Genomic DNA, 12,813 nt, shown 5'->3' with positions numbered 1-12,813 from the left:
ACTTACACTGCCTGCGTGCACTAGCGAGAGAAAAAGGTGGCAGCAATTGAGTTCCGAACACCCTCAACCAAAGCATCAATATCGGCGAAGGTGTAGTTGAATGAGGGTGCAAAGGCCAAGATATCGCCTTCAATGACTTGAAAAATCAAACCTCGTTCAAGTGCACTGGATAGAATTCTTTTCCCAACCGTCGCACGCGGTAAAAACTTAACATTACGCACTTTATCTTCGACGATGGCTATCGTCGCCAGCAGTCCCTTGACTCGAACATCACCGACATACGGCATCCGCAGTAATTCATTGAGACGTGCTTGAAAGTAGGCACTGATGTCGCGGGCAGCCTCCACACCACCGAAGGTATAAAGTTGCAAAGCCGTATTGGTAACTGACACATCGCTCAACGCGGTATATGAGCGGCCCTCAACGTTCATTTCCGCCGTATTAGCCCGATTCAGGGTATCGCCTACGTGATCACTCAGCAAAGCGGCGCCTGTCTCAAGATAACCAGAACTCATGCCATCGCCGACGACCAGGATATCCGGAACAACGCCCTCATCACTGGAAAAAAAAACACCGGCAGTCCGCCCAAAACCTGAGAGCCTTTCATTGATAATCAATAGAGTTCCCAGTCGATCGCACTCACTGCGCAGGCGAGCCAAAAAACCACTAGGGATAATCTCAAGCTCCCCAAAAAGCTGAACCGGCTCGACAATAATTCCGGCACATCGATCCGCACCATTCAAGGTAACAAACCGCCTCAACGAGGCGATTGCCAGATGACTCCAGTCGACCGAAGGCTCATCATCATTCTGCGTTTCGGCCCCATAAAAAAGGTGCATCGCGGGCAGATAGGCCGAACGAACATCAAATACACTATTTTTCAGCGTCTTGGCCGATCCCACAGCACGCATCGTTGTTCTTCTCGTGAACTCCAGCTCAAGGAAGTAAGTCTTATCGGGTCGCCCCTTGGCGACAAAATAATGATGCGCTGAAGTTAATGCGAGTTTCAGCGCTTCATCAGCGCTCTGCCGTAAAAATACATGCGATAGCGCGGGCGCAGCCATATCAGCGAGGGCGTGACACAGCCTGGAAACCTGAGCAGCCTGGCGCTCCTGTGACGGTTCCTGCTCAGCCAGCTCAGCCAGATACCCCAGATTCGCACTGCCACCGCCAGAAAAACAATCCTGAACGCGCCGCCCATCACGATCAATCAGAAAGACCCGATCAGCCGATACCCAATCACCTGCGGCATAACGCTGACCGACCGGAAACTTGCCAACCACCGTGCCTAGCTTAACGTTCGAACGCACAGCACATGCTTCGCGATAGACATTCATACTCGCTCCGGCCGCTAAATCTCTTAATTGTAAAAATGAGCATCTAGATCCAAACCATAACTCGATGACTGACAAGGCCTCACGCCCTCCCACTCATCGAGTTACCTCGAGCGATTGACTTCTTCGAAGCGCCCTACTACGGGGCTGACCGACCATTGCGAATGCACCAGTTTTCACGAGGCACTTCGTTCAAGCCAATAAAAATGTCCGTATCCTGAATACCCAAGGCACCCAAGCGTTTAATGATTTCCTGATACAACACTTGTTTGGCCACCTCGGTTCTTCCTGGATACACCTGAATCGTGATCAGGGTAAAATTCTCAGAACTGTCCGGGGGAGTAAAAAAAGACTTGGGGTCATGCTCGACATAGCGCAATTGGCGATCTGATGCGGGAACATTGAATGCCATTAACTGTGCTTCATACACCGACTGCAGTAGCTGCTCAATTTCATCGTCGGTGCGCGCACGACAGACTTCGATCAATGCCAATGGCATAGCAAAACCTCCAAGTTGACTCATCTTCAGAATAAGGATGCAGGAACACTCAAACTACAGTTGTGACTTAGGATAAACCGACGAAATCCTCCTACGGGACACAGCAAGGGCCTCGACGCTATTCTTCGGCGATACGCTACCGGGTCAGTAAACACCCACTGCCCCAACGACAACCTACTGATACATCAGGCCGCTCATATCAATATCGGGTTCGCGGCCTGCAATCAGGTCAGCGGTGACCTTTCCGCTACCACAAGACATCGTCCAGCCCTGAGAGCCGTGACCTGTATTGAGGAACAGGTTACTTATTTTCGTAGGACCGAATAGAGGATTGCCATCCGGTGTGGCAGGTCGCAAACCACACCATAATTCAGCTTTGGAGTAGTCGCCGATGGTAGGAAACAGATCCTTGGCCGCCTGGGTCATGTAACGAAAATCCTTCTGCGAGATTCTCATGTCATAACCGGTGAACTCGGCTGTTGCGGTCAGTCGCAAACGGTCACCCAGAACCGAAAACGCCAGCAGATTGTCCTCATCCAGCCCCCCCATGGTCGGCGCTTCCTCCGGTCTGAGAATAGGCACCGTCATCGAGTAGCCCTTCACCGGAAACACATCAATCTTCACGCCGCATTTGCGCAGCAGCACCGACGAGTAGGAGCCCATCGCAACAACGATGGCATCCGCCTGAATCACCCCCTTGGAGGTACTCACCGATTGCACTTTGTTGTTGACCACGTTTAGATCCAGAACCTGCGTGTTGAACATGAACTCAACCCCACGCTCCGCACAAACACGTGCCAATTCCGCAGTAAATAGGCGGGCATCCCCGGTGCCATCCGACGGCACATACACGCCCCCTACCAGTTTGTCGGCGACAGGCTTGAGGGCCGGCTCAAGTTCTGCTGCGCGCGCCCCGGAAACCACCTCGATCCCTAAACCTGCCTGCTCCAACACGCGCATTTGGCGCAAGCCTTCATCCATTGAATGATGGGTTCGATAAACGTACAAAAGGCCTTTGTCCGTGTGAAAAAATTCAATCCCGGTATCACGCACTACTTGACGCATGACGTCTTGAGAATAGGAGGCCAGTCGCAGGCGGGTGGCGGCGTGCTTGTCCGCACGATTGCGCGGACATTCGCAAAGAAATTTCAGCAGCCAGGACCACATCCTAGGGTCGACTTTAGGCGCGATACGAAGGGCCTGGTCATTTCTAAAGAAAGACTTGAGCATAATTCGCGGCGCCGCAGGGCTTGCCCAAGGATAGGAGTGACCTTGGCATAGCAAGCTGCCGTTCGCAAAGCTTGTTTCCATGGCCGCCGCTGACTGACGATCAATAACCGTTACCTCATGACCATCCCGAGCCAGATAATAGGCCGACGGAATACCAGCAAGACCCGCACCTAGCACCAACACTTTCATATTCAGACCTTTTGAGCGTTAAGTTCACCACGGCATGCAGATAGGGCATTAAGGCCATCATTGGCACAGGTGAAATCTGTTCACTGAACAGGATCAACAGACCCCGACAAGAATCGATTATGCGTATTGGCCAGATTTTTTTTGTTCGAAATCTCACGGTTCTCACTGAGAATTTTCTTTTCACCCCCACCCTAAAAATTAATTTTTTTGCCGTCATTGTTTAGGCTTCATCAACCTACACGCGAGGGCAAACCATGAGTACCATTGTATTTATTGACTGTACGCCAGAACTGAAAACTCTTTTCGACTCGGGAAAGATAAGAGCCCCGAAGAACACAGCGATAAACTTCGGCGACCCCACCACAAGCGAAATCATTTCGCTGTGTAGCAAGGCCCGGATCCTGCTCGTCGAACACACCATTCTGGATGCCGAAACACTGGGCGCCTGCCCCCATCTGGAGACCATCGTGTTTATGGGAACAGGTGCCAGCACCTATATTCCGCTGGAATGGGCAAAGAACCGAGGCATTGCCGTTGCAACCACACCTGGATATGGAAGCACCGCGGTCGCCGAACATGCGATGGCCCTGACATTTGCAGCCGCGCGTCAACTGGCCCTTATGATCAAGGATGTGATGTCTGGCGTGTGGCAACCTCGCGGCGGTATGCAACTCAAAGGTCGTAAGGTTGCAGTCATCGGTATGGGAGAAATTGGTCGATGCTATGCAGAGATGGCCTCTGCGCTCGGCATGTCTGTTTCAGCCTGGAATCGCTCGCCGATCGACTCACCTTTTTTCGAGCCGGATATCGAAAAGGTCCTGTTCGAAGCCGAGGTTGTCTCCCTTCATCTGGCGCTAAACGATCAAACGATCGACTTTCTCGACGCGTCACGCTTGCAGTTGCTCAAGCCCGGAGCCTTGATCATCAACACTGCGCGGGCGGCATTGGTCAATCAAGACGCGCTGGCTCACGCCCTGCAATCGGGACAAGTAGGACACGCCGCTCTCGACGTATTCTGGCAAGAGCCGATCTGCACAGGCAATCCATGGTGTCACATGGAAAACGTCACCTTGACGCCCCACGCCGCGTACATGACTGAAGAGGCATACCTGGAGTTATGGAAGCGCACCCTTCAGGCCGTCTCGGGGTATACCCAAATATAAAACAGTCAGTCACTTCTGGGGTCCAGAAGTGACTGCAACTCCACGCCCTCCCGCTGAAAGACAATTCGGGTAACAAAGAACGTGAAAAATCGAGCAACGCCCGCGTCGCTTTGCAACAACTCATCCATAATCGCCTGATACTCCACCACGCTTTTACAGATGAATTTCAATACGTAGTCAATTTTCCCCGTCACCATGTAGCACTCTTGCAAATCCTGATACTTGCGAATGGCCGTTTCGAACCGATGAAAGCTTTCCTTGCGATGCTCATCCAACTCGATTTCCGAATAAATGGTTAAACAGCCTACGATCTTCGCTATGTTCAAGGTCGCCGAATACCGGAGAATATAGCCGCTTTTTTCAAGTCGTTTGACCCTAATGTAGCAAGGACTTGGAGAGAGGTTGACCTTTTCTGCAAGCGCCGCATTCGTCAACGAGCTGTCTTTTTGCAATTGGGCAAGAATGGAAATATCTATGCGGTCGAGCTTGATTGAATCGTGCATCTCCCCCTCTGCCCCTCTCGTGTGAACCCATATTCAGTATTTAGCCCCCTTCATAGTGGGCCCATGGTGAACGCAAAAGTCGCCATTCGGCGACTTTTACTGTCTCATCAAACCGGCTCAGAGACTATCACGGGAGATCAAAGACACGCTTCCAGTGCTCGCTCAAACATGCCCAGCGCCTCATTGACATCGTTTTCAGAGGTATTCAAAGGGCAAAGGAAGCGCACGATGTTGCGATGAATCCCGCACTTGATCAGCAGCAGCCCTTGATCCCTGGCCTGCTCAATCACTTTTTGCGCAACATCCGCATCCGGTGTCTTGCTGTCCCGGTCAGTGACGAACTCAACCGCAGCCATCGCACCCAAGGTCCTGACATCACCAATACGTGGATGGCGCGCCTTGAGTTTCTCGAAACCACTGAGCAGTTGGCTGCCGATACCCTGGCTACGCTCCAGCAGGTTCTCATTTTCGAAAATAGACAGTACCGCCAAACCAGCCGCGCATCCCAGTGGGTTACCACCATAGGTGCCGCCTAGGCCGCCTGGAGTCGGGGCATCCATGATTTCCGCACGACCAACCACACCCGACAACGGAACGCCACCTGCCAGGCTTTTTGCAACCGTTACAAGGTCAGGCTGAATATTGGAGTGCTGGAATCCGAACATCTTGCCGGTACGACCGAAGCCCGTTTGAATTTCGTCACAAATCAGCACGATGCCGTGCCGAGTGGTCAGTTCACGTAGCGCCTGCATGAACGTCGGCGGCGCCGCCACAAAACCACCGTCGCCCAGCACAGGCTCAATGATGATCGCTGCAACCCGCTCAGGCAAAATCTGAGTATCAAAAATTTCCTGAAGCGATGCGAGGGCCTGCTCGGTCGAAACACCACGGTACTCATTCGGGTAAGAGGCGTGATAGACGTCAGGCGCAAAAGGGCCGAAGTTTTGCTTGTAGGGTTGGCTGAAGCCCGTGAGAGAGATCCCCAGAAGCGTGCGACCATGGAACCCTCCACGGAAAGCGATAACCCCGGAGCGCCGTGTATGACTACGGGCTATCTTGATCGCGTTCTCGACAGCTTCAGCACCGGTCGTCAAGAACACCGATTTGTAGGGCAGCCCGCTTCCTACGAGCACATTCAATTTGCTCGCCAGTTCCACATAGGGTTCGTAGGCGCCGACCTGGAAGCAAACATGAGTGAAGCTATCGACCTGCTTCTTGATTGCATCAACGACAGCAGGATGATTATGCCCGACGTTAAGGACGCCAATCCCCCCCACAAAGTCCAAGTACTTCTTGCCAGCCGTATCCCATACATAGCTGCCGGCCGCTCGACTGATGACGATAGGATGCGCGGACGCTACTCCCCGCGGCACATTATTTTCTCGCGCCACCAGAATAGGATTGGAATTCACTTCAGTCATTCTCAAAAATCTCCTTTGCTCTTTAACCCCACCGAAAGCGTCCTGCCGAAAACACTCAGTAGACACCATTAAAATAAATAACCTGCGACACCACACCGCGGGGGGGCGAGCCATACGGCACTTCCAACCCACTGATCGTGCGGCTCAGAGAAAAAATAAAAATCCGACAAGCTTATTACCGCCTTATCGGGCCGACACCGCAATTAAGGAGGCCGGCCGATAAGACGCGTCTATCAGCCCACTAACTTTTTATGAGCGTCGACCATGTCGGCCATACTGATAAAACGGAAATCGTACTTGGCTTCTGTCGCAGGAACATGAGTCGCACCGAAACCTTCTTTACCGTGGCGACGATGAATCCAGGCGCCCGCCAGACCAGCAGCGTTGCCTGGCACGTGGTCGTGGTACAGGCTTTCAGCGGTATGCAAGATATCCTTCTTCTCGATACCCGCCTTGGCCAGCAGATCAATCATGTAGGTAAAATTGTTGGGATTAGGTTTGTAAGAACCCACATCCTGCGCAGTCACCACGTGATCGAATTCAACGCCAAGCTTGGCCTCGCTGTATTTGAATTCGGTACGGTCAATGTTGGAAAGAATTACCAACTTGTAGTGCTTCTTCAAATAACGCAACGCTTCTGCGGAATCGGGGAAGGTGGGCCAATCCTTGACCGAAGTGGCAAAGAGTTCACGCTCGGCGGCGATGGGCTCAAGCTCCCACTCCTTGGCAATACGGTCGTATACCGCGCCAAGGATAACTGGATACATGGCGCCCGGGGTCAGCGTTTGCTGAGGCGACTCGTGGCGACCAAAGACTTCCAGAATCTGCTCACGGTCAAGGTCTTTACCAGTACGCTTAGCCAACGGCTGGAGACCGTTTACAATACCGCTCTCCCAGTCGATCAACGTACCGTAGCAATCGAACGACAGTGTTGTGAAATCAGTAAGTTTCATTGCCTTTCCTCTTAATATACCCTTCAGGTATGACGTAATGTGATGCGAGATCAGCGGCTATTGATAAGCCGTAGCGTTTGCGCATCGGCGCACAGTTAAAATACTTTCTGCCCCAGCGCGACGGCACGCTCAGGCTTAAGGAAAACCACCTCACCGGGCGCGGACTCGGCCCCCAGCATGAGCACTTCCGATGCGAAGCCGGCGATATTTCGCGCCCCCAAATTGACCACACAGACGACGTACTGGCCAATCAGCTCTTCTGCCGAATAAAGCTGGGTATATTGGGCGCTTGTTGTTTTCACACCCAACTCACCAAACTCGATCCAAAATTTATAAGCCGGTTTCTTAGCCTTCTCATTGACTTCGACTTTGACAACCCTTCCGATACGTATATCGACGCTGGAAAACGCTTCGTACGGCGTCATACTTCCCTCCTGACATTAAACAAGGCGCTGAAATCATGATCCGCTGCGCCTAAGTCAGCGCGTGGCAACGGCTGGTAACCCTACGTATCGCAAGCGGACCCGACCAAACACCCAGCGCTGGATAACATGCTCACTGCACGTCGCTCCGAACGAAGTCCGTTTGACGTTTAACAATCATAGGAAGTGCCAGCCCCCCAATCCACCTACCAAAAGCAGGACAAGGTGGTCCGTTCATCAAACCTTTCGACGGAAAAAAAACCCATCGAACGGAGCCACGCCTCTACACCAGCGCCTTACCTGCCTGGGGCTTTCAAAACGACCCCATACCCCCACATCAGGTAGGACATTCACCTAGCCCCCTCCTACCCTGCACAGGTAGTGACGCATCAAGGCGCTTATTAAAGTGATGCGATAAATAGTCCATTGATCGCCTGCACAGCGTTCTTTGACCTCAGCAAATATCGTCCAGTGAAGGCCCGCTTAATGACAAAGTACATCCCTCTCAAACCGGATTTGAATGCACTTATCACCCTGCGCGAGCAACTGACGTTGCTGACAACGGCGGAAGTGCGCTTCGACTCTGGCACGCGCGCGATCTACGCCTCAGAAGCCTCAAACTACCGCCAACTCCCCATCGGCGTGGTCATCCCACGCACGTTAGATGACATGGTGAAAACCGTTGAGCTCTGCAGGAATGCCGGCCTCCCCATTCTTGCGCGGGGCGCAGGGACATCCATGTGTGGGCAATCCGTCAACGCCGCCGTCATCATTGATGCCTCTAAGTACCTCTCCAACATTGAATTTATTGATTCGGAAAAACGAGTGGCCAGGGTCGAGCCTGGTGTGATTTGCGACCAGTTGAAGACCGCTGCCAGCCACTCCGGCCTGACATTCGGTCCAGACCCCGCCACCCATAGCCGCTGCACACTGGGCGGGATGATTGGTAATAACTCGTGTGGTGCCCACTCGGTAATGGCGGGAAAAACCGTCGAGAACGTAGAGCGCCTGGAAATCCTGACGTACGACGGGGCGAGATTCTGGGTAGGGCCAACGGACGAAACGACTTACCAGGAACACTTGCAAGCCGGCGGTCAACGGGCTGAGATCGTCAGATCCCTTCGGGCTCTGGTCGAACGTTATGAGGACGAAATCCGCCAGGGTTTTCCAAAGCTTAAGCGCCGGGTTTCCGGTTACAACCTGGATCAGTTGCTGCCCGAGAACGGATTCAACATTGCCCGAGCCCTGGTAGGGGTCGAAGGAACATGCGTCACGGTGCTGCGTGCCGAAACACGTCTTGTAGAGAACCCGCGCCATCGAGTGTTAGTCGTGCTTGGCTATTCGGATATCTTCCTGGCCGCCGACTCTGTTCCTCAACTACTGCCACTGCACCCTATTGCTATGGAAGGATTGGATGAGGGCATCATTGGCGGATTACGCGAGCGCGGCTTGAAACTGGCCGATATCGCGGAACTGCCGACCGGCGCAGCCTGGTTGATGATCGAGTTTGGCGGTTCCACACCCGAGGAAGCGGCCACCGCTGCTCGTCGCGCCATCAGCATCAGCGATGCCTTGCCCGGCTCGCCAGCTAGTCGCCTGATCACCGACAGCACCTTGATGAATCGGATCTGGACCATTCGAGAGACGGGAGCCTCCGCCACCTCGCTGGGTCTGGATCCCAGCCAGCCCGATCCTGTGGTGGGTTGGGAAGATGCCGCCGTGGAACCCGAGCTGCTTGGCGCCTACCTTCGTGAGTTCTCTGCAGTTGTCGCCAGTTACGGCTACCAGACAAACCTCTATGGTCACTTCGGCGATGGCTGCATTCACTCGCGCATTACTTTCGATTTGAAGTCCCAGGAAGGCCTTGAAACCTGGCGTGCGTTCCTCGACGAGGCGGCCCACCTGGTGGTGAAGTACGGAGGATCGCTCTCGGGAGAACATGGCGACGGGCAAGCCAAGGGAGAATACCTGCACATCATGTACTCCCCAGCCATCATGCAGGCCTTTTCCGAGTTCAAGCGTATTTGGGATCCGTTAAACCGAATGAACCCGGGCAAGCTGATTGACGCAATGCCTGTGGACAGCCATTTACGTATGGGCCCGGATTATGAACGCCGGCATATCCCCAGCCTGTTCACGTATGACTCGCGCCTGGGCGATCAAGGCTTGGCAAGAGAGTCTGAACGCTGCATCGGTATGGGTAAATGCCGCTCCCTGGAAGGCGGGACGATGTGCCCAAGCTTCCGTGCCACACGTGAGGAGCGCTATTCAACGCGGGGGCGAGCGCGTCTGTTTTTTGAGTTGCTCAAGGGCGAAGTCATCGAAGATCAGTGGGACAGCGCAGAGGTCAAGGACTCGCTGGATATGTGCCTGGGCTGCAAAGGATGCAAATCCGACTGCCCGACTCATGTCGATATAGCGCGCTACAAAGCCGAGTTCCTGCATCGTCACTACGCCAATCGCCGTCGCTCTCTGATGGACGCAATGATTGGCCGTATAGGTGAATGGCTACCGGTGGCAGGTAAAGTCTCCCCAATACTCAACTTCGCGATGACCAACAAGCCGTTTCGCGCCGTGGGCGGCTACTTTGGCCTAGCGCCCTCGGTCAAATTCCCAGCCATCGCCAGTTGTAGTTTTCGTGCAGGCAACACGGCCAAGCGACTGATCAAACGACAGAGCGAGCCGTTAAGCCAGGACGTCCTGCTCTGGGTCGACAGCTTCAATAACGGCTTCACGCCACAGGTGCTGGAAGCCGGCGTAGAGGTACTGGAAAAGCTGGGGTTCAACGTCTTGTTGATGAAGAAACATACCTGCTGCGGCAGACCTTATTACGACGTGGGGATGCTTGACGAAGCCAAACGAAACCTCAGTTCGATCCTGTCACAGCTCGAACCGGTTCTGGCAATGAAAACGCCGGTGATTGTTCTGGAGCCCAGCTGTCTGTCGGTCTTTCGCGACGAAATGCCTGCGCTGTTTCCGGACGATGCACGGGCTACTCAACTACGCTCATCCATCATGACCTTGAGCGAATTCATTCAGAATCGTGCCCTATCTCTGCCCCCCCTTACCAAGGATGTTCACATTCATGGTCATTGCCATCAAAAAGCTTGTGGTGGCCTGGGGGCCGAGCAGTCACTGCTCGACAAGCTGGGCAACAGTGGTCGCGTCCTACCAACAGGTTGCTGTGGGGTCGCAGGTGCCTACGCCTACCACAGCAAGACTGCCCCGATTGCCCAGACGATTGGCATGAACGAGTTCAAACCACACCTGGATAAGCTACCCACTGATGCGGACGTCGTCGCAGACGGGTTCAGCTGCCGAGGTCAAATCAAGAAGGTGAGCGGCCGAGACCCGCTTCATCTGGCTCAGTTGCTGGCCAAGCTGTTGCGCTGAACCAAGGCCGTGACCTCTTGAACACCTGACTGCACGGCAACCTTTCAAACAAGGTCACCATGCCGTCAGGTATAACACGTTCACCCTTCACTCATGGGCAGACAATGAAAGTAGCTACTGCACTCGAGCAGACCGTTCTTAAACAGGCATCAGTCGTCGCCGGAGCCCGCGGCCTGGATCGCGAAATTACGTGGGTCCACATCATCGATCATCCGGATATCACCCAATGGCTGAAGAAGGGTGACCTGCTATTAACCACCGGTTACAACTGGCCACAGGACGATGAAACCAGCAGGGTGCTGGTGCGCAAACTGAACGAACTCGGCTTGGCCGGTGTCGTACTGGCCGTCCCGCACTTTCGTGAGCATTTCCCGCCAGCTACAATCAGCGAGGCAAACGAATGCGATTTTCCACTCCTGGAATTACCCTGGGAAGTCCCCTTCAGTGCGATCACCCAGGAAATACTCGCCAAAATCATTAACTTGCAGACAGATATCATTCAGCGTTCTGACTTGATTCATCGCAAATTGACTCGAGCAGCGATCGAAGCCGATAACCTGGACAGCCTGGGCAATGCACTGTCCAGCGCCTTGAACATGTCCTGCCTGGTAGTTTCGACATCTGGAAATATCCTGAGTCGACACAACATAGACGCCAATGAAAGTTTTGAACGCGAACTGATTTCCAAAGTCATCGCCGAGCGACCATTGGAGCAAAGCTTTGGTGAATCACAAACCTTGCTGATCAACCTGTCGGCTGAGCAGTCGCGCTTCAGGCTTGGCTGCGCCATCTGGCTCCTGGGAGAAGTCGCCGGCATCGTCTGGCTCGAAAGCCCCACCGACGAGTTTGAAGAGTTGCACTCCCGGGCACTTGAACATTCCGCGGTGATCGCCGCTCTCCATCTGTCCCATCAGCGTGAATTGCTGGATCAGGAAACACGCCTCGGGCACGCATTGGTCGCCGGCCTGCTGGAAGGCAAGTTTCCGGAAACGCCAAGCGCCATTGAACGAGCCCTGGTTTCGGGTTGGAGTGAAACCCGTGACTACAGGATCTGCCTGGTGCTCCTGGACGAGCCCATTCCGCTCAGCCTGGAGGGTTTCAAACGGCGCAAAGCGAAAACCGGTCGTATTTTTGATCTGATGGTTTCGCTCAGCATTTCACCACTGATCTCTGTCTCTCTTAATCAGATCAGTTTCATAGTACCTGCCACCCTCGCCCCCGAAACGATCTGGAAGCAGATACGCCATGAAGGCGGCGCAATGGCCGTCAGTCGAGTGCATCGGGGGGTTTCCGGCATGGCACAAGGGGCTGAAGACGTGGCAGCGCTGGTACCGTTGCTGCGTCCAGGCCGTCTTCATGCCTTCAATGAGGTGCTGTTTCCCCGCGCCCTGATGGGAGACAAGGAAGCTCGGAAAATGCTGCTTCAGCGGCTGATCGAACCGTTGGCCAATCGAAAGAACGGCACCATGTTGCTGGAAACCATTTGCGCCCTGTCGAGCGAAGGCTTTCAACTGGCGAATACGGCAAAAGCGCTGGATGTGCATATCAGCACCTTACGGTATCGCTTGGCCCGAATAGAAGCACTGCTCGATATTTCCCTGGAAAACCCTGAGTCACGTTTTCAGATTCAAGTAGCGGCGGAAATGTACCGCCTGGAACACGACGAATAAAGCAGCCGAGAGCAGTGAATTGAAGAACGAAAGGAG

10 protein-coding genes are annotated in these 12,813 nt (G+C 53.8%); 3 read left to right on the top strand and 7 right to left on the bottom strand.

All coding sequences use genetic code 11. The features are described from left to right. Window positions 1-20 precede the first annotated feature (20 nt). The 3 genes from CWE01_RS06670 to CWE01_RS06660 form a co-directional block, all read right to left on the bottom strand. Window positions 21-1,337 (bottom strand): aminotransferase class III-fold pyridoxal phosphate-dependent enzyme, encoded by a 1,317-nt coding sequence (locus CWE01_RS06670; protein WP_100939744.1) that lies wholly within the window; start codon window positions 1,335-1,337, stop codon window positions 21-23. Window positions 1,338-1,473: 136 nt separating this feature from the next. Next, a complete protein-coding gene (locus CWE01_RS06665) occupies window positions 1,474-1,833 on the bottom strand; it encodes a tautomerase family protein (protein ID WP_100939743.1) in 360 nt (119 codons plus the stop codon). A gap of 174 nt (window positions 1,834-2,007) precedes the next feature. Then, window positions 2,008-3,252 (bottom strand): D-amino acid dehydrogenase, encoded by a 1,245-nt coding sequence (locus tag CWE01_RS06660; RefSeq protein WP_100939742.1) that lies wholly within the window; start codon window positions 3,250-3,252, stop codon window positions 2,008-2,010. A 254-nt stretch (window positions 3,253-3,506) separates the two neighbouring features. Between CWE01_RS06660 and CWE01_RS06655 the strand changes: the two genes are divergently transcribed. After that, a complete protein-coding gene (locus tag CWE01_RS06655; RefSeq protein WP_100939741.1) occupies window positions 3,507-4,415 on the top strand; it encodes a 2-hydroxyacid dehydrogenase in 909 nt (302 codons plus the stop codon). A gap of 5 nt (window positions 4,416-4,420) precedes the next feature. On the opposite strand, the gene CWE01_RS06650 is transcribed toward CWE01_RS06655, so the two are convergent. The 4 genes from CWE01_RS06650 to CWE01_RS06635 all read right to left on the bottom strand — a co-directional run bounded on the left by CWE01_RS06650 (window position 4,421) and on the right by CWE01_RS06635 (window position 7,717). Continuing rightward, on the bottom strand, window positions 4,421-4,918 hold the full coding sequence (locus tag CWE01_RS06650; RefSeq protein WP_100939740.1) for an Lrp/AsnC family transcriptional regulator: 498 nt from the start codon (window positions 4,916-4,918) through the stop codon (window positions 4,421-4,423). A gap of 137 nt (window positions 4,919-5,055) precedes the next feature. Further along, window positions 5,056-6,339, bottom strand: coding sequence for a 4-aminobutyrate--2-oxoglutarate transaminase (gene gabT, locus CWE01_RS06645; RefSeq protein WP_100939739.1), 1,284 nt, complete (start codon window positions 6,337-6,339; stop codon window positions 5,056-5,058). A 233-nt stretch (window positions 6,340-6,572) separates the two neighbouring features. Next, window positions 6,573-7,292 carry a haloacid dehalogenase type II gene (locus CWE01_RS06640; RefSeq protein WP_100939738.1) on the bottom strand — a complete coding sequence of 240 codons (720 nt, stop codon included), beginning with the start codon at window positions 7,290-7,292 and terminating at the stop codon, window positions 6,573-6,575. Between the two features lie 95 nt (window positions 7,293-7,387). After that, the gene (locus CWE01_RS06635; protein ID WP_100939737.1) at window positions 7,388-7,717 is read right to left on the bottom strand and encodes a tRNA-binding protein; all 330 of its coding nucleotides are present in this window, start codon (window positions 7,715-7,717) and stop codon (window positions 7,388-7,390) included. A gap of 483 nt (window positions 7,718-8,200) precedes the next feature. Between CWE01_RS06635 and CWE01_RS06630 the strand changes: the two genes are divergently transcribed. Beyond that, complete coding sequence (locus tag CWE01_RS06630) at window positions 8,201-11,107, top strand: FAD-binding and (Fe-S)-binding domain-containing protein (protein ID WP_100939736.1); 2,907 nt, start codon at window positions 8,201-8,203, stop codon at window positions 11,105-11,107. Window positions 11,108-11,211: 104 nt separating this feature from the next. Continuing rightward, window positions 11,212-12,777 carry a PucR family transcriptional regulator gene (locus tag CWE01_RS06625; RefSeq protein WP_100939735.1) on the top strand — a complete coding sequence of 522 codons (1,566 nt, stop codon included), beginning with the start codon at window positions 11,212-11,214 and terminating at the stop codon, window positions 12,775-12,777. Window positions 12,778-12,813 lie beyond the last annotated feature (36 nt).

The organism is Pseudomonas sp. QS1027 (assembly GCF_002814235.1).
In the GTDB taxonomy this organism is placed as follows: Bacteria; Pseudomonadota; Gammaproteobacteria; order Pseudomonadales; family Pseudomonadaceae; genus Aquipseudomonas.
Note: the sequence above shows the minus strand (reverse complement) of the source record. Positions and strands in the feature narration are given on the sequence as shown.

Bases quoted from the DNA above. Each gene is read 5' to 3' on its own strand.
- CWE01_RS06660 (WP_100939742.1), bottom strand. From the start codon at position 3,252: ATGAAAGTGTTGGTGCTAGGTGCGGGTCTTGCTGGTATTCCGTCGGCC.
- CWE01_RS06640 (WP_100939738.1), bottom strand. From the start codon at position 7,292: ATGAAACTTACTGATTTCACAACACTGTCGTTCGATTGCTACGGTACG.
- CWE01_RS06625 (WP_100939735.1), top strand. From the start codon at position 11,212: ATGAAAGTAGCTACTGCACTCGAGCAGACCGTTCTTAAACAGGCATCA.
- CWE01_RS06665 (WP_100939743.1), bottom strand. From the start codon at position 1,833: ATGCCATTGGCATTGATCGAAGTCTGTCGTGCGCGCACCGACGATGAA.
- CWE01_RS06630 (WP_100939736.1), top strand. From the start codon at position 8,201: ATGACAAAGTACATCCCTCTCAAACCGGATTTGAATGCACTTATCACC.
- CWE01_RS06635 (WP_100939737.1), bottom strand. From the start codon at position 7,717: ATGACGCCGTACGAAGCGTTTTCCAGCGTCGATATACGTATCGGAAGG.
- CWE01_RS06670 (WP_100939744.1), bottom strand. From the start codon at position 1,337: ATGAATGTCTATCGCGAAGCATGTGCTGTGCGTTCGAACGTTAAGCTA.
- gabT (WP_100939739.1), bottom strand. From the start codon at position 6,339: ATGACTGAAGTGAATTCCAATCCTATTCTGGTGGCGCGAGAAAATAAT.
- CWE01_RS06655 (WP_100939741.1), top strand. From the start codon at position 3,507: ATGAGTACCATTGTATTTATTGACTGTACGCCAGAACTGAAAACTCTT.
- CWE01_RS06650 (WP_100939740.1), bottom strand. From the start codon at position 4,918: ATGCACGATTCAATCAAGCTCGACCGCATAGATATTTCCATTCTTGCC.